The organism is Streptococcus sp. BS35b, from assembly GCF_000286475.1.
GTDB lineage: Bacteria > Bacillota > Bacilli > Lactobacillales > Streptococcaceae > Streptococcus > Streptococcus oralis_W.
In genome coordinates, this window is record NZ_ALKH01000001.1 from 66,457 (window position 1) to 86,808 (window position 20,352).

Sequence of the window (20,352 nt, forward strand, 5' to 3'; positions counted from 1 at the left end):
GAATCAAATGATTTACGAATTTTGTGCTGAAAATGTGACCTTGCTTGAAAAAGCGATGCAGGCTGGAGCTCGTCGAATCGAACTTTGTGACAATCTAGCAGTAGGAGGAACAACACCTAGCTATGGAGTGACCAAGGCAGCGGTTGAACTGGCAGCTAACTACGACACCACCATCATGACTATGATTCGTCCCCGCGGTGGCGACTTTGTCTATACTGATATGGAAATAGCGATTATGCTAGAAGATATTCGTTTGACTGCACAGGCTGGAAGTCAAGGGGTTGTATTTGGGGCTTTAACTGCTGATAAGAAGTTGGATAAGGCTAATCTTGAGAAGCTGATTGCCGCATCTAAAGGAATGGAAATTGTCTTTCACATGGCCTTTGATGAATTAAGTGATGAAGACCAGTTGGATGCCATTGACTGGCTCAGCCAAGCTGGTGTCACTCGCATCTTAACTCGTGCTGGTGTGTCTGGAGACTCGCTAGAAGAACGTTTTGCCCATTATCACAGAATTTTGGAACATGCTAAAGGTAAAATTGAAATTTTACCAGGTGGAGGGATTGACCTTGACAACCGTCAAGCCTTTATCGACCAGCTGGGTGTGACACAATTGCATGGAACCAAGGTTGTCTTTTAAAAAATAGAAAGGAACTGCTAGCTTTTGGTAGCAGTTTTCACTTATGTTTGAAATTTTTAAATCCTATCAGTTTAATAAAGAAAAAGCCCATGCCTATGGTTTTGTAGAAAGTGGGGAAGTCTGGACCTATAGTTGCCAGATTTTGCAGGGTGAATTTTTCATGACAGTCTCTATCACTCCTGATAATGTGAGTTTTCTTGTCTTTGACCAGGAAACGGGAGATCTCTATCCTCAAGTTCATATGGAAAGCATGAGAGGGACTTTTGTAGGAAGTGTCCGTCAAGCTTGTCTGGAGATTCTCTATCAGATTCGGAAGGCTTGTTTTGACGTGCAGGATTTTATCTGTCCTCAGACTAAGCGAATCATGGATCAAGTTCAGGAAAAGTATGCTAATCAATTGGAGTATTTGTGGGAAAAATCGCCTGATACAGCTGTATTGCGCCATGAAGACAATCAAAAGTGGTATGCTGTTTTGATGAGAATCCCATGGGATAAGCTGGAAAAGGGAAGAGAAGGGTTAGTCGAAGCAGTCAATATCAAACACGAACAAGTAGCTGACTTGCTTTCAAAAAAAGGCATTTATCCAGCCTTTCATATGAACAAACGCTACTGGCTTAGTCTGACACTTGATGATAGTTTGCAAGATGAAGAAGTGATAGAACTCATCGAAAGAAGTTGGAACTTGACTGTAAAAAAATAAAGAAAGTTACTTGAGTTTTCAAATACTTTCAATTAGCAAAATATTCTTTACTGAAGAAATTTTCAGAAAATAATGGATTTTTTATTGACAAGTGTTTTTAGCTATGCTAAAATACTAAACAAGATATCAAACGAAGGAGAAAGTCAAACATGAAAACAGCTAAGTTTAATCAATTTGCTTTGTTGTTGAGGTACTCGGGCTAGTGCAAAAGCATTAGTCCTGTTTGGCTTACCAAGCGGGAGTAAATCAACATCTCGCTTGGGTTTCCGAGCGAGATGTTTTTTTAAAACCATATTTGGAAAAGGGGAAATCTTATGCGAACAGTTGAATTTCTAGATACCAGCCTTCGAGATGGAGAGCAGACACCTGGCGTTAACTTTTCAATCAAGGAAAAAATTGCCATTGCAAGGCAGCTGGAGAAGTGGGGCATTTCAGCCATCGAAGCTGGTTTTCCAGCTGCTAGTCCAGACTCATTTAAGGCAGTGCAGGAGATTGCTAAAGTCTTGAAGAAAACGGCGGTAACTGGTCTAGCACGCTCTGTCAAGTCTGATATTGATGCTTGTTACGAGGCGCTTAAGGATGCCAAGTATCCACAGGTTCATGTCTTTATCGCTACTAGTCCGATTCACCGCAAGTATAAGCTCAATAAGAGCAAGGAAGAGATTTTAGAAGCTATTAAGGAGCATGTTTCTTACGCACGTTCTAAGTTTGAAATCGTCGAATTTTCTCCTGAAGATGCGACTAGAACAGAGTTGGATTTCCTCTTGCAAGTCGTTCAAACAGCAGTCGATGCAGGGGCATCTTATATCAATATCCCAGACACGGTTGGATTCACGACGCCAGAAGAGTACGGAGCTATTTTCAAATACTTGATTGAAAATGTCAAGACGGATCGTCAGATTATCTATTCACCTCACTGTCATGATGACCTCGGAATGGCAGTGGCTAACAGCCTTTCTGCTGTCAAGAATGGTGCAGGACGTGTCGAAGGAACCATCAATGGTATTGGGGAGCGAGCTGGGAATGCTGCGCTTGAAGAAATTGCAGTGGCCCTCAATATTCGCCAAGATTACTACCAAGCAGAAACAAGTATTGTCCTAAATGAAACCATTAATACGTCAGAAATGGTTTCTCGCTTCTCTGGTATTCCAGTCCCTAAAAACAAGGCTGTGGTTGGTGGTAATGCCTTTTCTCACGAATCTGGCATTCACCAAGATGGAGTTCTTAAAAATCCTCTCACTTATGAGATCATCACACCTGAATTGGTTGGTGTTAAGAGTAATAGTCTTCCGCTTGGAAAATTGTCTGGTCGCCATGCCTTTGTTGAAAAACTAAGAGAATTGGCTCTAGACTTTACAGAAGAGGATATCAAACCACTCTTCGCTAAGTTCAAGGCTCTAGCAGACAAGAAACAAGAAATCACAGATGCAGATATTCGAGCTCTGGTAGCTGGAACCATGGTTGAAAATCCTGAAGGCTTCCACTTTGATGATTTGCAACTTCAAACCCATGCAGACAATGAGATTGAAGCTCTCGTTAGCCTAGCAAATATGGATGGTGAGAAAGTCGAATTTAATGCAACAGGACAAGGTTCCGTTGAAGCGATCTTTAATGCTATCGATAAGTTCTTTAACCAATCTGTCCGCTTGGTGTCCTATACCATTGATGCGGTGACAGATGGAATTGATGCTCAAGCTCGGGTTTTGGTAACTGTTGAAAACAGAGATACAGAAACCATCTTTAACGCAGCAGGTCTTGACTTCGATGTATTGAAGGCTTCGGCTATTGCCTATATCAATGCCAATACTTTTGTTCAAAAAGAGAATGCAGGTGAGATGGGGCATAGCGTTTCCTACCGAGACATGCCTAGTGTGTAAAGGAGAAGGCTATGACAAAGAAAATAGTAGCTCTAGCAGGGGATGGAATCGGTCCAGAAATCATGGAAGCTGGTTTAGCAGTTCTGGAAGCTCTAGCTGAAAAAACAGATTTTGACTATGAGATAGACAGACGCCCCTTTGGAGGTGCAGGTATTGATGCTGCAGGGCATCCCTTACCTGATGCAACCCTCAAGGCAAGTAGAGAAGCAGATGCTATTCTCCTTGCAGCTATCGGTAGTCCCCAGTATGATAGGGCAGCGATTCGGCCTGAACAAGGCTTGCTAGCTCTTCGTAAGGAACTCAATCTCTATGCCAATATTCGACCTGTAAAAATCTTTGACAGTCTTAAGCATTTGTCACCTCTCAAACCTGAACGAATTGCTGGTGTAGACGTTGTCGTGGTGCGTGAGTTGACAGGTGGAATTTACTTTGGAGATCATATCCTTGAAGAGCGAAAAGCGCGTGATATCAACGACTATAGCTATGAGGAAGTAGAGCGGATTATTCGCAAGGCATTTGAAATCGCAAGAAGTCGGAGAAAAATCGTTACTAGTATCGATAAGCAAAATGTTCTAGCGACATCAAAACTCTGGCGCAGAGTAGCTGAGGAAGTCGCGCAAGATTTTCCAGATGTAACCTTGGAGCACCAGTTGGTGGACTCAGCTGCCATGCTCATGATTACCAATCCTGCTAAGTTCGATGTCATCGTGACAGAGAATCTTTTCGGAGATATCTTATCTGATGAATCAAGCGTTCTATCTGGCACGCTTGGAGTCATGCCATCAGCCAGTCATTCTGAAAATGGACCAAGTCTCTATGAGCCCATTCACGGTTCAGCTCCTGATATTGCAGGTCAAGGAATTGCCAATCCTATTTCTATGATTTTGTCAGTTGCCATGATGTTGAGAGATAGTTTCGGACGTTATGAGGATGCAGAGCGTATCGAACATGCTGTTGAAGCTAGTTTAGCGGCTGGCATTTTAACAAGAGATATTGGAGGATCGGCTTCGACCAAGGAAATGACAGAAGCCATCATTGAAAGATTATGAAGATAAATGAAGGAATCACGCTTGCCTTCTTGATTTGGAATTTGCTGATTTTCTTGATTTATGGCATTGACAAATCCAAGGCAAGAAGAGGTGCTTGGCGCGTCCCAGAGAAAATCTTACTCATTTTAGCCTTTACTTGTGGTGGTTTTGGTGCCTGGTTGGCAGGAATCACCTTTCACCACAAGACTAGAAAATGGTATTTTAAAACAGTTTGGTTTCTCGGGATGGTGACCACACTAGTAGCCTTATATTTTATTTGGAGGTAATGAATGGCAGGAAAATCAATTTTTGATAAATTATGGGAACGCCATGTTATCACAGGAGAAGAGGGGCAGCCCCAACTCATGTATGTAGATCAGCACTATATTCATGAAGTGACCAGTCCCCAAGCTTTCCAAGGATTACGAGATGCAGGTCGCAGATTGAGACGGCCAGACTTGACATTTGGAACCTTTGACCATAATGTTCCAACCGTCAATATCTACGATATTCGAGATGTCATTTCCAAGGCCCAAATTGATAAGCTTGCTGAAAATGTTGAGGAATTTGGAATTGAACATGCTGCCCACGGTTCTGAAAAACAAGGGATCGTTCACATGGTTGGTCCAGAAACAGGAAGGACTCAACCGGGAAAATTCATCGTCTGTGGAGACAGTCATACAGCTACTCACGGAGCTTTCGGAGCTATCGCCTTTGGGATTGGGACCAGTGAGGTCGAGCATGTCTTTGCTACCCAGACCCTCTGGCAAGTTAAACCTAAGAAAATGTTGGTAGAATTCACTGGTGTTCCTCAAAAAGGAGTTTACTCTAAGGATTACATTCTCGCCTTAATTGCCAAGTACGGCGTTGCCTGTGGTGTTGGCTATGTGGTGGAATATCGTGGACAAGCAATTGATGCACTGACCATGGAAGAGAGAATGACCATCTGCAATATGTCCATCGAGTTTGGCTCCAAGATGGGAATCATGAATCCAGATCAGGCTACCTATGACTATCTCAAGGGACGGGAATGCGTTCCTGAAGCTTTTGAGGAGGCGGTTGCTGACTGGAAGACGCTTGTCAGCGATGATGATGCTGTTTATGATAAGGTTATCCAGATGGATGTCTCAGACTTGGCTCCTATGGTGACCTGGGGAACCAATCCTGCTATGGGCGTTGACTTTGACAGTAGCTTCCCAGAAATTAAGGATATGAACGATGAACGTGCTTATCATTACATGGACTTGGAGCCTGGTCAAAAGCCAGCGGATATTGAACTAGGTTATATCTTTATCGGGTCTTGTACCAATGCTCGTCTCAGCGATTTACAACTGGCCGCGCGATTTGTCAAAGGGAAGAAAATAGCTCCTAACTTAACGGCTATCGTGGTTCCAGGCTCTCGTCCTGTCAAACGAGCTGCGGAGAAGTTGGGCTTGGATAAGGTCTTCTTAGATGCTGGCTTTGAATGGAGAGACCCAGGTTGTTCTATGTGCCTAGGGATGAATCCTGACAAGGTCCCTGATGGTGTCCACTGTGCCTCAACCAGCAACCGCAACTTTGAAGACAGACAAGGATTTGGTGCTAAAACCCATCTCTGCAGTCCAGCCATGGCAGCGGCGGCAGCTATTGCAGGGCGTTTCGTAGATGTTCGGCAAATGCCAGAGGCCCAGTAAGGAGAGGATATGGAGAAATTTACAGTTTATACGGGAACGATCGTTCCTCTCATGAATGATAACATCGACACCGACCAAATACTCCCCAAGCAGTTTCTCAAGTTAATTGATAAGAAAGGCTTTGGTAAGTATCTCATGTATGCTTGGCGTTATCTGGACGATAACTATACTGAGGATCCAGACTTTGTTTTTAACCGACCTGAATATCGTAAAGCTAGTATTCTCATCTCAGGGGATAATTTTGGGGCAGGTTCTTCGAGAGAACACGCAGCTTGGGCTCTAGCCGACTATGGTTTTAAGGTTGTGATTGCAGGATCTTTTGGGGACATTCATTACAATAATGAACTCAATAATGGCATGTTGCCCATTGTTCAGCCCAGAGATGTTCGAGAGAAACTAGCCCAACTCAAACCGACTGATCAGGTAACTGTGGACTTGGAACAACAAAAAATCATCTCACCAGTTGGAGAATTCTCTTTCGAAATTGATAGTGAGTGGAAACACAAACTTTTAAATGGTTTGGATGATATCGGTATTACTTTGCAGTATGAAGACTTGATTGCTGCCTATGAAAAACAACGTCCGGCCTACTGGCAGGATTAGAAAAATAGAAAAGGAACTATAGAACTATGACAAAACACATTCAATGGAACGGAACACTTTCACAAGAAGGCTATGACATTTTAAAAGGTGAGGGCGGTTGTATCGTTTGCCCTACAAAAGTTGGTTACATCATTATGACCAGTGACAAGGCAGGACTTGAGCGTAAGTTCGCAGCCAAAGAGCGTAACCGTAACAAACCAGGTGTTGTCCTCTGCGGTAGCATGGACGAGCTTCGCGCTTTAGCACAACTCAACCCAGAAATTGAAGCCTTTTACCAAAAACATTGGGATGAAGATATTCTCCTCGGTTGTATCCTTCCATGGAAACCAGAAGCTTTTGAAAAACTCAAAGCATACGGTGATGGCCGTGAAGAACTCATGACTGACGTGCGTGGTACTAGCTGTTTTGTCATCAAGTTTGGTAAAGCTGGTGAACAATTGGCTGCTAAACTTTGGGAAGAAGGTAAAATGGTTTATGCCTCATCTGCCAACCCATCTGGAAAAGGAAACCGCGGTAAGGTGGAAGGTATCGGGGAACGTATCGAAGGAGCAGTGGACCTTGTCATCGAGGCAGACGACTACGTTGCATCCATCCAACCTGACAAAACAATCGAAACTCGCTACGAGCAAGGTGTGATGGTGTCTATGGTTGATAAAGATGGTAAACTTATCCCAGAACAAGGAGGAGCACGTTCAACCTCACCAGCCCCAGTTGTGATTCGCAAAGGGCTTGATATTGATAAAATCATGATGCACCTGTCAGATACCTTTAACTCATGGGACTACCGCCAGGGTGAGTATTATTAAGATAAAAAAGAAGTCTAGTGTTAAGAGATATTGAAACTCCTAATGCTGGGCTTTTTCTTTAGAATTTCTTTTCTTTTTCTATAGGATATGATATGCTAGATGCAGAATATATATTAATAGAATGTGGTTTCGTTCAAAGTAAAATATCTTACTTTGAACGAAACAAATATAATTTACGTCTAACAATAAATTTTTAATAGGCAAGGAAAACACAATGGTTTCAAAACAAACTTTCATTGACAGGATAAAAAAAGAATTCCCAGATGCAATTGAAAATCAAACAAAAAGTTATATTTCTTTTCAGGTTAAAAATAGGAAAGGGAAGTTACAAAATTTTATAGAAATTAATTTTCAAAATAAAGGAATAAAGATTGCCGTTCTCTCTAAGAGTCTTCATGATTCAGATATTTTGTTGTTTAATAAGAAGCCTGATTCATTCGGTTGGACACTTGATGCTGAGTATTTTATTGAGGATGAAAATTCATTAAATGAGATTTTACCTTTTATAAATAAATCTTATGAGTTTGTAAAAAGTGGAATTAAATCAGAGTGTTATAAAGTCTTCAGAGAATTTTTGTCTAAATTTGTGAATCAAGCAAATATCTATAATTCAAAAGATATAGAAATTAAACGTTCTCAAAAATTAGATGGAGCTGAACAGATTTACCCTGCTCTGACTATTGAGGGTATTCCGTACAAAGTTGAAATGCTTAACACAGGTCATTTTGGTCCAAAGAGTGGCAATGGATATATTAAATCACCTTACTTTGGTTATCGGCTGAGTGACATGGATAACTCATGGATAAATATAAGGTGTGGTTTTCAGAGATTTAAACTCACAGAATTTAAAATAGTAAAATGGTATAGTAATAATCGAGATGAAGATTTAGATTATAAATACCTTGTCAAGGACTTAGAGTTGGAATCAACTGCTGAACCTAACGATATTTTAAAAGAGTTTTATGATAATTTCACTAGTTTTTATAGAGAATCAGAAAAGGAAGAGATAAACATGTCAGAAAATATCAACGAGTATAAGAATATCTTATTACAATCCAAAAACCTCATCCTCCGTGGTGCACCTGGCACAGGAAAAACTTATCTTGCTAAAGAAATTGCCAAAGAATTAACGGGTGGCAACGAAGACCAAATCGAATTTGTACAGTTTCACCCTTCCTATGATTATACGGATTTTGTAGAGGGGTTGAGACCAATCCTGGTAAATGATGGACAGATTAACTTTGGCTTGCAGGACGGCATTTTTAAGAAGTTTTGTCAGAAGGCTAAAGAAGCTCAAAAAACTGGAGGCCAAGATAATTTTGAGGAAGCGTGGGATCTTTATCTTGAATATGTAAATAGCAGAGATGAAAAAGAATATTTGACAGAATTTTCCTATCTCACAGTAAATAGTAGAAATAATTTTAATATCAATTATGAAACTAAAGCCCAAGGAACTTGCTTAACAAAATCTTATGTTTATGAACTCTATAAAGATGAAAAATATCTGAAACAGCCCTATTATCGTAATCAAGGAAAAAAAGTCCTAGAAACTTTAAAGAAAAGATTTGGTCTGAAAGATTATATTTCTCCAACAGAAATTGACACAGACAAGAAATTCGTTTTCATCATCGATGAGATTAATCGTGGGGAGATTTCTAAGATTTTTGGTGAACTCTTTTTCTCTATTGACCCTGGCTATCGTGGTGAAAAGGGAAGTGTTTCTACCCAATATGCAAATCTACACGAAACTGATGAAAAGTTTTATATCCCCGAAAATGTTTACATCATCGGAACGATGAATGATATTGATCGTTCAGTGGATACCTTTGATTTTGCTATGCGTCGTCGTTTCCGTTTTGTTGAAGTTACTGCTGAAAGTCAAGTTGGCATGTTGGATAAAGAGCTGAATATCCATGCAGAAGAAGCAAAAATTCGTCTAAGAAACTTGAATACTGCTATAGAAAACGTTCAGGAATTAAACAGTCATTATCATATTGGACCAAGTTATTTCCTTAAGTTGCAGGAAGTAGATTTTGATTATGAATTGCTTTGGTCTGATTATATTAAACCGCTACTAGAAGACTACTTGCGTGGTTCTTATGAAGAAGATGAAACTCTGCAAACATTGAAAAAAGCATTTGATCTGACAAATAAAGAGCAAACAGAACCCCAAGATACTGGTGATAATGATGCGGATAACTGATAATCAGCATAGAATTGCTAAAGAAGACTTTGTCGCTGAATATCCCAAACTAAGTCAAGCTCTTCTTGATAGAACACTGGATAACCTTTCTAGAGAGGACCGTATCTTTATATTTCCAAATGACCTGCAATATTCTCCTGACTTAGATAAGGACCAAAAGATTTTTGAAACAGTCAATCAGGAAATTAAGACTGGAAATGTGATTGGTTTTCTGGGGTGTGATCAGGAAAGATTGACGATTTCCTCTCGTTTTTCTGATGGAAGTAACGACCATTTTTTGCATTATCTCTTACAAAAGGTTCTCAATATCAATCTGACTAGTTTGGATGTTGGTCTATCTCCAGAGGATAAACTCTATCAACTCTTGATTTACCTCTTTCCCAAATATCTGCAAGCTGCTCTCCGAAAAGGTCTTTATAAGGAATACCAGCGATTTTTCCATAACGATAGTCATGTAAAGGGTGTACTAGATGTTGGAAATCATCTGAAAAAAAATCTCCCTTTTATGGGAAATATTGCCTATACCACTAGGGAATTTACCTATGATAATCCACTCATGCAGTTGATTCGACATACGATTGAGTACATAAAGAATCAGAAAAGTTTCGGAGTTCTGCTCGATAGTAATCGTGAAAATATGACAGAAATTACTCGTGTAACTCCAGCTTATAAACTAGCTAATCGTGCCAAGATTATCAGAATGAATAAAATCAAACCCATCCGACACGCCTATTTCAGAGAGTATAGAAAATTACAGGAACTCTGCTTGATGATTCTGAGTAGAGAAAAGCATGGTCTTGGACCTCAAGCCCAGATGGTACATGGTATTCTCTTTGATGTTGCCTGGATTTGGGAAGAGTATGTTCATACCTTGTTGCCAAAAGGTTTCATCCATCCACGAAATAAAGATAAGACGAACGGAATTTCAGTATTTTCTGTTGGGAAACGAAAAGTATATCCAGATTTTTATGACAGAGAACGAAATACTGTTTTAGATGCTAAATATAAGAAACTGGAGTTCACTGAAAGAGGGATTAACCGCGAGGACTTGTTCCAGCTGATTTCCTATTCTTATATTTTAAAAGCTGAGAAAGCCGGACTGATTTTCCCTAGTATGGAGCAGTCAGTAAATAGTGAAATAGGAAAACTAGCTGGCTATGGAGCTCAATTGAAGAAGTGGTCTATCCAAATCCCTCAGAATGCTTCATCTTACAATGAATTTTGTAAAATGATGGAAAATTCAGAAGAAAATTTTAAAGCGATTATTGATGAAGAAGTGGGGAGAAAATAATCTCTTCACTTTTTTTGCTATTTATATAAGTAATTCCCGAACGATATTATTTTATAATTGAAATTATTTGACAAAAACTGTACCTTGGTTTATAATAAGTCAAGGAAACGTCGGGAAAAGGCGTAGGGATGCGCAAGCATAGGTAGGTCATTATAAAAGAAACGAGACATCGATATGTTAAATGAATTTCCAATTTTTGATTACGAAGATATTCAGTTGATCCCAAATAAATGTGTCATTAAAAGCCGTTCAGAAGCGGATACAAGTATTACGTTTGGAAAACACACTTTTAAACTACCTGTTGTGCCAGCAAATATGCAGACGATTTTGGATGAGAACGTAGCAGAGCAACTTGCTAAAGGCGGTTACTTTTACATTATGCACCGTTTTGATGAAGCGGGGCGCATTCCTTTTATCAAACGTATGCACGATCAAGGGCTCATTGCTTCCATTTCTGTTGGTGTCAAGGACTATGAGTATGATTTCGTTAGCCAGCTCAAGGCTGATGCTCCTGAGTACATCACGATTGACATTGCTCATGGCCATGCGGATAGCGTGATTTCTATGATTCAACACATCAAGAAAGAATTACCAGAAACCTTTGTCATCGCTGGCAACGTTGGGACACCAGAAGCTGTTCGTGAATTGGAAAATGCCGGTGCGGATGCTACTAAGGTTGGTATCGGTCCTGGAAAGGTTTGTATCACCAAGGTGAAAACAGGTTTTGGTACAGGTGGCTGGCAGTTGGCTGCTCTACGCTGGTGTGCTAAGGCCGCACGAAAACCGATCATTGCTGATGGTGGGATTCGTACCCATGGTGATATTGCCAAGTCTATCCGTTTCGGTGCTAGCATGGTCATGATTGGTTCCCTCTTTGCAGGACACATCGAAAGCCCAGGGAAAACGATTGAAGTTGATGGTGAACAATTCAAAGAATACTATGGCTCAGCTTCTCAATATCAAAAAGGCGCTTATAAAAATGTGGAAGGTAAACGCATCTTACTTCCTGCCAAAGGGCATTTGCAAGACACACTTACTGAGATGGAGCAGGACTTGCAAAGTGCTATTTCCTACGCAGGTGGACGCAAGGTTGCTGACCTCAAACACGTTGATTATGTTATCGTGAAAAACTCTATCTGGAACGGGGATGCATCCCACTAATGGACGCTTAGTCTACCCATAAAAAAACTTGTTATTAGAGCAAATTTCTGTTATAATAAGACAAGTTTCCACCCTTAGTGTAATGGATATCACGTAAGATTCCGGTTCTTGAGATGGGGGTTCGATTCCCTCAGGGTGGATGTAAATAGCCCAAGAAAGCCTTAAATAAGGCTTTTTCTTTATCTCGCCCCAAATTTGCCCCTAAAATTAAAAATTTTATTCTAAAAAATGCTCAAATCCCCTCTAGTCCCGTTTTAAAGTGACTCAGGGGGCTTTTTTTGATATAATAAAAGAGACTGTTATCAGTTAGAAAGAGGTTGGTATGAAAGAATTACAAACTGTACTAAAGAAGCGTTTTGCAATCGAATTTGCAGACAAAAACTTACTGGAAACTGCCTTTACTCATACGAGTTATGCCAATGAGCACCGCCTCTTAAAAATTTCACACAATGAGCGCTTGGAATTTTTAGGAGACGCTGTTCTGCAATTATTGATTTCAGAATATCTGTATAAAAAATATCCTAAGAAACCAGAGGGAGATTTGTCTAAACTCCGTGCCATGATTGTCCGTGAGGAGAGTTTGGCTGGTTTTGCGCGTGATTGCCAGTTTGATCAGTTTATCAAGCTGGGGAAAGGGGAAGAAAAGTCTGGTGGGCGCAATCGTGACACCATTCTTGGAGATGCCTTTGAAGCCTTTCTGGGAGCATTGCTTTTAGACAAGGATGTTGCTAGGGTAAAAGAGTTCATCTATCAGGTCATGATTCCCAAGGTTGAAGCAGGTGACTTTGAAATGATTAAGGATTACAAGACACACCTGCAAGAGCTGCTCCAGGTCAATGGAGATGTAGATATTCGTTACCAGGTGACCTCTGAAACGGGACCTGCCCATGATAAGGTTTTTGATGTAGAAGTTCTGGTTAAGGGCAAGAGTATCGGAAAAGGTCAAGGTCGTTCTAAAAAATTGGCAGAACAAGAGGCCGCCAAAAATGCAGTTGAGAAAGGGCTGGATTCATGTATTTAAAGGAGATTGAGATTCAGGGATTCAAGTCCTTTGCTGACAAGACCAAGGTCATCTTTGATCAAGGTGTGACAGCTGTCGTTGGGCCCAATGGTTCTGGGAAATCAAATATTACAGAAAGTCTGCGATGGGCCTTGGGGGAATCCAGTGTCAAGAGTCTTCGTGGTGGCAAGATGCCCGACGTTATCTTTGCTGGAACTGAAAGTCGCAAACCACTCAATTATGCTTCTGTTGTCGTGACTTTGGATAATGAAGATGGTTTTATCAAGGATGCGGGGCAAGTCATTAAGGTTGAACGTCATATCTATCGTAGTGGTGATAGCGAGTATCGAATTGACGGCAAGAAAGTCCGCTTGCGTGATGTACATGACCTCTTCTTGGATACAGGATTGGGACGAGATTCCTTCTCCATTATCTCTCAAGGGAAGGTTGAGGAAATTTTTAACTCCAAGCCCGAAGAACGCCGAGCTATTTTTGAAGAAGCTGCTGGAGTTTTAAAATACAAGACTCGTCGAAAAGAAACAGAAAGCAAACTGCAACAAACTCAAGACAATCTCGATCGCTTAGAAGACATTATCTACGAGTTGGACAATCAAATCAAGCCCCTTGCAAAGCAAGCTGAAAATGCGCGCAAGTTTCTCGACTTGGATGGTCAACGTAAGGCGATTTACTTGGATGTACTGGTTGCCCAAATCAAGGAAAACAAGACTGAACTAGAGCTGACGGAAGAAGAGCTAACGCAGGTTCAGGAACTTTTGACTAGCTATTACCAAAAGCGCGAAGACTTAGAAGAGGAAAATCAAACTCTTAAAAAGAAACGCCAAGATCTCCAAGCTGAAATGGCTAAAGACCAAGGAAGCTTAATGGATTTGACTAGTTTGATCAGTGACTTAGAGCGAAAACTAGCCCTATCCAAACTGGAATCCGAGCAAGTTGCCCTTAATCAACAAGAAGCACAAACCCGTTTGACTGCTTTGGAAGATAAGAGGAAGGCTCTAAGTAAGGAAAAGGCTGAAAAAGAAGGGAATTTGGAACAGTTAGAGGAAAGTCTAGCTGAAAACAACAAGGAACTCAATCGTTTAGAAGTGGAGTTACTAGCTTTTTCAGATGATCCAGACCAGATGATCGAGCTTTTGCGTGAACGTTTTGTGGCGCTTTTACAAGAAGAAGCGGATGTCTCAAACCAACTGACCCGCATCGAGAATGAACTGGAGAACAGCCGTCAACTATCTCAAAAACAAGCAGATCAACTTGAGAAATTGAAAGAACAGCTTGCTACAGCTAAAGAGAAGGCCAGTCAACAGCAGGCTGAGCTTGAATCTGCCAAGGAGCAGGTTCAGAAATTATTGGCTGACTACCAAGCTAGTGCCAAGGAACAAGAGGAGCAGAAAGTTTCTTACCAAGCCCAGCAGAGCCAACTCTTTGACAGTCTAGACAGTCTCAAAAACAAGCAGGCTCGAGCCCAAAGTTTAGAGAATATCCTTAGAAATCATAGTAATTTTTATGCGGGCGTTAAGAGTGTTCTCCAAGAAAAAGACCGCCTAGGTGGGATTATTGGTGCAGTCAGTGAGCATCTGACTTTTGATGTGCACTATCAAACTGCCCTAGAAATTGCGCTTGGAGCTAGCAGTCAACATATCATCGTAGAAGATGAAAACGCGGCAACCAAGGCAATTGATTTCCTCAAACGAAATAGAGCTGGTCGTGCAACCTTTCTTCCATTGACAACGATTAAGGCGCGTACAATATCTAGTCAGAATCAAGATGCTATCGCTGCAAGTCCAGGATTTTTGGGTATGGCAGATGAGTTGGTGTCGTTTGATAATAGACTAGAAGCCATTTTCAAGAACTTGCTAGCTACTACGGCTATCTTTGATACCGTAGAACATGCGCGTGCCGCAGCTCGTCAAGTTCGTTACCAGGTTCGTATGGTGACGCTTGATGGTACCGAATTGCGTACAGGTGGTTCCTACGCGGGTGGTGCCAATCGTCAAAACAACAGTATTTTCATCAAGCCAGAACTGGAGCAATTACAAAAAGAAATTGCTAAAGAAGAAGCTGACTTGCGGTCAGAAGAAGCGAATTTGAAGGCCTTGCAAGATGAGATGGCAGTATTGGAAGAAAGATTAGAAGCTATCAAGTCTCAGGGTGAGCAAGCTCGTATTCAGGAGCAAGGTTTGTACCTTGCTTATCAACAAACCAATCAGCAGGTCGAAGAACTGGAAACGCTTTGGAAACTTCAAGAAGAGGAATTAAATCGTCTTTCTGAAGGAGATTGGCAAGCGGATAAGGAAAAATGCCAAGAGCGCCTTGCTACTATCGCCAGTGAAAAGCAAAATCTGGAAGCTGAGATTGAAGAGATTAAGTCTAACAAAAACGCTATTCAAGAACGTTATCAAAACTTGCAGGAACAGATTTCTCGAGCGCGCTTGCTTAAGTCAGAACTGCAAGGACAAAAGCGGTACGAAGTGACTGATATAGAACGCTTAGGTAAGGAACTGGATAATCTGGATATCGAACAAGAGGAAATTCAGCGCCTTCTCCAAGAAAAGGTTGATAATCTTGAGAAGGTTGATACGGATCTGCTAAGTCAGCAGGCGGAAGAGGCCAAAACTCAGAAAGCCAATCTTCAACAAGGTCTGATTCGCAAGCAGTTTGAATTGGATGATATCGAGGGTCAACTGGATGATATTGCCAGCCATTTGGATCAGGCTCGCCAGCAGAACGAAGAGTGGATTCGCAAGCAAACACGTGCTGAAGCCAAGAAGGAAAAGGTCAGCGAACGCTTGCGCTATCTACAAGCTCAATTAACAGACCAGTACCAGATTAGCTATAATGAGGCGCTAGAAAAGGCTCATGAACTGGAAAATCTCACTCTGGCGGAGCAAGAGGTTAAGGATTTAGAGAAGGCTATTCGCTCGCTGGGCCCTGTCAACTTAGACGCTATTGACCAGTACGAAGAAGTTCACAACCGTCTGGACTTCCTCAATAGTCAACGAGATGATATTTTGTCTGCGAAAAACCTACTCCTTGAGACCATCACAGAGATGAATGATGAGGTTAAGGAGCGCTTCAAATCAACCTTTGAGGCTATTCGTGAGTCCTTTAAAGTGACCTTTAGACAGATGTTTGGCGGTGGTCAGGCAGACTTGATATTGACTGAGGGCGATCTTTTAACAGCTGGTGTGGAGATTTCTGTTCAACCACCAGGTAAGAAAATCCAATCTCTCAACCTCATGAGTGGTGGTGAAAAAGCCCTATCTGCTCTGGCTCTGCTCTTCTCAATCATCCGAGTTAAGACTATTCCTTTCGTCATCTTGGACGAGGTAGAGGCGGCGCTGGATGAAGCTAATGTCAAACGTTTTGGGGATTATCTCAACCGCTTTGATAAGGATAGTCAGTTTATCGTCGTGACCCACCGTAAGGGAACGATGGCGGCAGCGGACTCTATCTATGGAGTTACCATGCAAGAATCAGGTGTATCTAAAATTGTTTCGGTTAAGTTAAAAGATTTGGAAGAAACAATAGACTAGTTACCAAATGATAGCATCTCTTAGGAGGTGCTATTTTTTAAAACTAAAGTGCTAAATCTTCTCTTACGGTCAGTTCAGGCGCAAAAACGACATTTGGGATTTCCTCTTAGCGAAAAGACTTGCTCTATGATATAATAGTTTCATGATTACAACAGTACCTATTAAGAACGAAAAAGATATTGCAGTACCAGGGAAAACAGTCCTTGTACTAGGTTATTTTGATGGTATCCACAAGGGACATCAGAAACTCTTTGAAGTGGCCAGCAAGGCTTCGATGAAGGATTATCTGCCAGTTGTCGTGATGACCTTTACAGAATCGCCGAAACTTGCCTTACAACCTTACCAACCTGAACTCATGCTCCATATTGTCAATCACGAAGAACGGGAGCACAAGATGAAATGGCATGGAGTAGAGGCTCTCTTCTTACTTGACTTTAGTAGCAAGTTCGCCAATCTAACAGGGAAAGAATTCTTTGATACCTATATCAAGGCTTTAAAACCGGCTATCATCGTGGCAGGATTTGATTACACGTTTGGGTCTGATAAGAAAACTGCGGATGACCTGAAGGACTATTTTGATGGAGAGATCATCATTGTTCCTCCAGTTGAGGATGAAAAGGGCAAGATTAGTTCTACACGGATTCGTCAGGCAATTCTTGATGGAGATGTAAAGGAAGTCAATCATTTGCTCGGCACTCCGCTCCCATCTCGTGGGATGGTCGTTCACGGAAATGCTCGTGGGCGTACTATCGGTTATCCAACAGCAAATCTGGTCCTAAGAGACCGAACTTATATGCCAGCGGACGGTGTTTACGTAGTCGATGTGGAAGTGCAGCGTCAGAGATATCGTGGAATGGCGAGCGTTGGCAAAAATGTCACCTTTGATGGAGAAGAACCACGTTTTGAAGTCAATATTTTTGACTTTTCAGATGATATTTACGGTGAGACCGTCATGGTCTACTGGCTGGACCGTGTCCGAGATATGGTCAAATTTGACTCCGTAGAGGAACTGGTAGACCAACTCCAGAAAGACGAAGAGATTGCTCGGAATTGGAAGGATGGAGAGTGAGAGTTAAAAAAGTAAACCAATTTTGTGTTTGCTTTTTTATTTTTGAAAGAAATTTTAATAGAAAGAAACATAATTGAAGGTTGATTGAAAATCTGTTAAAATAGTGATATTCATAACTTTAAAACCAAAGAAAAGAGACTAGTATGATTACAGGCGAATTAAAAAATAAAATTGATCAGCTGTGGGAAATGCTGTGGACTGAAGGAAATGCAAATCCTCTAACAAATATTGAACAATTGACTTATCTTCTGTTTATGAAGGATTTGGATAGTGTCGAGCTTGGACGCGAAAGCGATGCTGAGTTTCTAGGAATTTCTTATGAGGGAATTTTTCCAAAAGACAAACCTGAATACCGTTGGTCGACTTTTAAAAATATGGGAGATGCTCAGGAAGTCTATCGTTTAATGACACAGGAGATTTTTCCATTTATGAAGAATCTCAAGGGTGATACTGATGATACAGCTTTTTCACGTTATATGCGTGAAGCTATCTTTCAAATAAATAAACCTGCTACTCTCCAAAAGGTGATTTCTATATTAGATGAATTTCCAACCAGAGATTCAGGTATAGACTTTGATAGTGACACACAGGGGATTAATGATATTGGCGACATCTATGAATATCTGCTATCAAAATTGTCAACCGCAGGTAAAAATGGACAATTTCGTACACCTCGTCACATCATCGATATGATGGTTGAGTTGATGCAACCAACTATCAAGGATATTATCTCAGATCCTGCTATGGGGTCTGCGGGTTTCTTAGTATCTGCTAGCCGTTACTTAAAGCGTAAAAAAGATGAATGGGAAACCAATCCAGATAATATCAACCATTTTCATAACATTATGTTTCATGGGAATGATACGGATACAACTATGCTTAGACTTGGTGCAATGAACATGATGCTGCATGGAGTGGAAAATCCACAAATTAGTTATCTTGACTCACTATCTCAAGATAATGAAGAAGCAGATAAATACACTTTAGTGTTAGCAAATCCTCCATTTAAGGGATCGCTTGACTACGATTCAACTTCAAATGATCTTCTTGCGACTGTAAAAACCAAAAAAACAGAATTACTTTTCCTTGCTCTTTTCTTGCGTACATTGAAACCAGGGGGACGTGCAGCAGTTATTGTACCTGACGGTGTCCTCTTTGGTTCTTCTAAAGCCCATAAAGGAATTCGTCAGGAAATTGTAGAGAATCATAAATTGGATGCTGTAATATCAATGCCAAGTGGTGTTTTCAAACCTTATGCTGGAGTTTCAACCGCCATTCTCATCTTTACAAAAACTGGAAATGGTGGAACGGATAAGGTCTGGTTTTACGATATGAAAGCAGATGGTTTAAGTTTGGATGATAAACGACAACCGATCAGTGACAATGATATTCCAGATATTATTCAACGTTTCCATCAACTTGAAAATGAAGCAGAACGTAAGAGAACGGACCAGTCTTTCTTTGTTCCAGTCGATGAGATAAAGGATAATGATTATGATTTATCGATCAATAAATACAAAGAAATTGAGTATGAAAAAGTTGAGTATGAACCAACAGAAGTCATCTTAAAGAAAATTAATGATCTAGAAAAAGAAATTCAAGCTGGCTTGGCAGAGTTAGAAGAATTACTCAAGTAGGGAGATGGATGTATGAAAAAAGTGAAGTTGGGGGAAGTTTGTGAGATATTAAATGGATTTGCCTTCAAGAGTTTGCTATATGTTAATGAAGGCATTCGTATTATAAGAATTACTAATGTTCAAAAAGGATACATCGAAGATAGTGATCCCAAATACTATCCAATTGAATATACAAATTCAATCGAGAAGTATATTTTAAAAGAAAATGATTTGCTTATGTCTTTAACAGGAAATGTTGGAAGAGTAGGATTAATAAGTAAAACAATGCTTCCTGCTGCGTTAAATCAACGGGTTGCCTGTTTAAGAACTATTGATAGTTTAATTTCCAAAGAATATGTATTTCAATTTCTTAATTCAGATCTGTTTGAGCAGTCAGCAATAAGAAGTTCTAATGGTGTTGCTCAAAAAAATTTAAGTACAGACTGGTTAAAAAAAGTAGAGATTACTTATCCTTCAGTTGAGCAACAAGAGTTGATTACTAGTACGTTAAATTTGATTGAACGATTAATTTGCTGTCGTAAAGAACAAAATAAAAATTGAACGAGCTCGTCAAATCCCGATTTAACGAGATGTTTGGGGATCCTATAAATAATGACAAGAAATTTGCAGTGAAAACGGGACAGCAGTGTTTTAAATTTTCAAGTGGAAAATTTCTTGATAAAAATGATAGAGTTTTTGAAGGTTACCCTGCCTATGGTGGAAATGGTATTGCTTGGAAAAGTCGAAATTATTTAATTGATAATCCAACTATTATCATTGGTCGTGTAGGTGCATATTGTGGTAATGTAAGAACTACTCACGGTAAGGTATGGATAAGTGACAATGCTATATATATAAAAGAGTTTAAAAATTTAGATTTTAACCTTGTATTTTTATTAGAATTAATGAAAGTAATTGATTTTAGTAGATTTGCTGATTTCTCAGGTCAACCAAAGATAACTCAAAAACCATTAGAAAAACAGAAATATATCCTCCCCCATCTAGCCCTCCAAAACGAATTCGCAGACTTCGTGGCTCAAGTCGACAAATCACAATTTGCTTGTGGGATAGTTATAAAACTGTGGAGAAATAGCTTGAAATCTAGTATAATATAGCTATCTATTTATTCAAAGT

15 protein-coding genes, 1 tRNA gene and 1 pseudogene are annotated in these 20,352 nt (G+C 40.4%); all 17 read left to right on the forward strand.

Features of this window, described 5'->3' with window-relative positions:
- The first annotated feature begins 7 nt into the window (after positions 1 to 7).
- On the forward strand, positions 8 to 640 hold the full coding sequence (locus tag HMPREF1149_RS02585) for a copper homeostasis protein CutC (protein ID WP_000638809.1): 633 nt from the start codon (positions 8 to 10) through the stop codon (positions 638 to 640).
- Positions 641 to 683: 43 nt separating this feature from the next.
- Positions 684 to 1,340 carry an MmcQ/YjbR family DNA-binding protein gene (locus HMPREF1149_RS02590; RefSeq protein WP_000461569.1) on the forward strand — a complete coding sequence of 219 codons (657 nt, stop codon included), beginning with the start codon at positions 684 to 686 and terminating at the stop codon, positions 1,338 to 1,340.
- Between the two features lie 314 nt (positions 1,341 to 1,654).
- Positions 1,655 to 3,217 carry a 2-isopropylmalate synthase gene (locus tag HMPREF1149_RS02595; protein ID WP_001261078.1) on the forward strand — a complete coding sequence of 521 codons (1,563 nt, stop codon included), beginning with the start codon at positions 1,655 to 1,657 and terminating at the stop codon, positions 3,215 to 3,217.
- 11 nt (positions 3,218 to 3,228) lie between these two features.
- Complete coding sequence (leuB, locus tag HMPREF1149_RS02600) at positions 3,229 to 4,266, forward strand: 3-isopropylmalate dehydrogenase (RefSeq protein WP_000162506.1); 1,038 nt, start codon at positions 3,229 to 3,231, stop codon at positions 4,264 to 4,266.
- On the forward strand, positions 4,263 to 4,532 hold the full coding sequence (locus HMPREF1149_RS02605; protein WP_000700084.1) for a DUF1294 domain-containing protein: 270 nt from the start codon (positions 4,263 to 4,265) through the stop codon (positions 4,530 to 4,532). Before leuB ends, HMPREF1149_RS02605 begins: the two co-directional genes overlap by 4 nt.
- A gap of 3 nt (positions 4,533 to 4,535) precedes the next feature.
- Positions 4,536 to 5,918, forward strand: a complete 1,383-nt coding sequence (leuC, locus tag HMPREF1149_RS02610; protein WP_000907586.1) for a 3-isopropylmalate dehydratase large subunit — start codon at positions 4,536 to 4,538, stop codon at positions 5,916 to 5,918.
- A gap of 9 nt (positions 5,919 to 5,927) precedes the next feature.
- Positions 5,928 to 6,521, forward strand: coding sequence for a 3-isopropylmalate dehydratase small subunit (gene leuD, locus HMPREF1149_RS02615; protein WP_000410617.1), 594 nt, complete (start codon positions 5,928 to 5,930; stop codon positions 6,519 to 6,521).
- A gap of 26 nt (positions 6,522 to 6,547) precedes the next feature.
- Positions 6,548 to 7,327, forward strand: a complete 780-nt coding sequence (locus HMPREF1149_RS02620; RefSeq protein ID WP_000160498.1) for an L-threonylcarbamoyladenylate synthase — start codon at positions 6,548 to 6,550, stop codon at positions 7,325 to 7,327.
- A 214-nt stretch (positions 7,328 to 7,541) separates the two neighbouring features.
- Positions 7,542 to 9,530, forward strand: a complete 1,989-nt coding sequence (locus tag HMPREF1149_RS02625) for an McrB family protein (protein WP_000253878.1) — start codon at positions 7,542 to 7,544, stop codon at positions 9,528 to 9,530.
- Complete coding sequence (locus tag HMPREF1149_RS02630) at positions 9,517 to 10,821, forward strand: McrC family protein (RefSeq protein ID WP_001223079.1); 1,305 nt, start codon at positions 9,517 to 9,519, stop codon at positions 10,819 to 10,821. Before HMPREF1149_RS02625 ends, HMPREF1149_RS02630 begins: the two co-directional genes overlap by 14 nt.
- Positions 10,822 to 10,995: 174 nt before the next feature.
- Positions 10,996 to 11,982 carry a GMP reductase gene (locus HMPREF1149_RS02635; protein ID WP_000931192.1) on the forward strand — a complete coding sequence of 329 codons (987 nt, stop codon included), beginning with the start codon at positions 10,996 to 10,998 and terminating at the stop codon, positions 11,980 to 11,982.
- Between the two features lie 68 nt (positions 11,983 to 12,050).
- Positions 12,051 to 12,122: transfer RNA gene (locus tag HMPREF1149_RS02640), tRNA-Arg, on the forward strand.
- A gap of 182 nt (positions 12,123 to 12,304) precedes the next feature.
- Positions 12,305 to 13,003, forward strand: coding sequence for a ribonuclease III (rnc, locus tag HMPREF1149_RS02645; protein WP_000661475.1), 699 nt, complete (start codon positions 12,305 to 12,307; stop codon positions 13,001 to 13,003).
- The gene (gene smc / locus HMPREF1149_RS02650) at positions 12,994 to 16,533 is read left to right on the forward strand and encodes a chromosome segregation protein SMC (protein WP_000280888.1); all 3,540 of its coding nucleotides are present in this window, start codon (positions 12,994 to 12,996) and stop codon (positions 16,531 to 16,533) included. The genes rnc and smc overlap by 10 nt, the downstream gene beginning before the upstream one ends.
- Positions 16,534 to 16,675: 142 nt before the next feature.
- Complete coding sequence (locus HMPREF1149_RS02655; RefSeq protein WP_000633638.1) at positions 16,676 to 17,602, forward strand: bifunctional riboflavin kinase/FAD synthetase; 927 nt, start codon at positions 16,676 to 16,678, stop codon at positions 17,600 to 17,602.
- A gap of 143 nt (positions 17,603 to 17,745) precedes the next feature.
- Entirely contained in the window at positions 17,746 to 19,239 is a 1,494-nt protein-coding gene (locus HMPREF1149_RS02660; RefSeq protein WP_000627758.1) for a type I restriction-modification system subunit M, read from the forward strand.
- Positions 19,240 to 19,251: 12 nt separating this feature from the next.
- A pseudogene (locus HMPREF1149_RS11645) lies at positions 19,252 to 20,333 on the forward strand (restriction endonuclease subunit S).
- The last annotated feature ends 19 nt before the right edge of the window (positions 20,334 to 20,352 follow it).

Bases quoted from the DNA above. Each gene is read 5' to 3' on its own strand.
- HMPREF1149_RS02585 (WP_000638809.1), top strand. From the start codon at position 8: ATGATTTACGAATTTTGTGCTGAAAATGTGACCTTGCTTGAAAAAGCG.
- HMPREF1149_RS02590 (WP_000461569.1), top strand. From the start codon at position 684: ATGTTTGAAATTTTTAAATCCTATCAGTTTAATAAAGAAAAAGCCCAT.
- HMPREF1149_RS02595 (WP_001261078.1), top strand. From the start codon at position 1,655: ATGCGAACAGTTGAATTTCTAGATACCAGCCTTCGAGATGGAGAGCAG.
- leuB (WP_000162506.1), top strand. From the start codon at position 3,229: ATGACAAAGAAAATAGTAGCTCTAGCAGGGGATGGAATCGGTCCAGAA.
- HMPREF1149_RS02605 (WP_000700084.1), top strand. From the start codon at position 4,263: ATGAAGATAAATGAAGGAATCACGCTTGCCTTCTTGATTTGGAATTTG.
- leuC (WP_000907586.1), top strand. From the start codon at position 4,536: ATGGCAGGAAAATCAATTTTTGATAAATTATGGGAACGCCATGTTATC.
- leuD (WP_000410617.1), top strand. From the start codon at position 5,928: ATGGAGAAATTTACAGTTTATACGGGAACGATCGTTCCTCTCATGAAT.
- HMPREF1149_RS02620 (WP_000160498.1), top strand. From the start codon at position 6,548: ATGACAAAACACATTCAATGGAACGGAACACTTTCACAAGAAGGCTAT.
- HMPREF1149_RS02625 (WP_000253878.1), top strand. From the start codon at position 7,542: ATGGTTTCAAAACAAACTTTCATTGACAGGATAAAAAAAGAATTCCCA.
- HMPREF1149_RS02630 (WP_001223079.1), top strand. From the start codon at position 9,517: ATGCGGATAACTGATAATCAGCATAGAATTGCTAAAGAAGACTTTGTC.
- HMPREF1149_RS02635 (WP_000931192.1), top strand. From the start codon at position 10,996: ATGTTAAATGAATTTCCAATTTTTGATTACGAAGATATTCAGTTGATC.
- rnc (WP_000661475.1), top strand. From the start codon at position 12,305: ATGAAAGAATTACAAACTGTACTAAAGAAGCGTTTTGCAATCGAATTT.
- smc (WP_000280888.1), top strand. From the start codon at position 12,994: ATGTATTTAAAGGAGATTGAGATTCAGGGATTCAAGTCCTTTGCTGAC.
- HMPREF1149_RS02655 (WP_000633638.1), top strand. From the start codon at position 16,676: ATGATTACAACAGTACCTATTAAGAACGAAAAAGATATTGCAGTACCA.
- HMPREF1149_RS02660 (WP_000627758.1), top strand. From the start codon at position 17,746: ATGATTACAGGCGAATTAAAAAATAAAATTGATCAGCTGTGGGAAATG.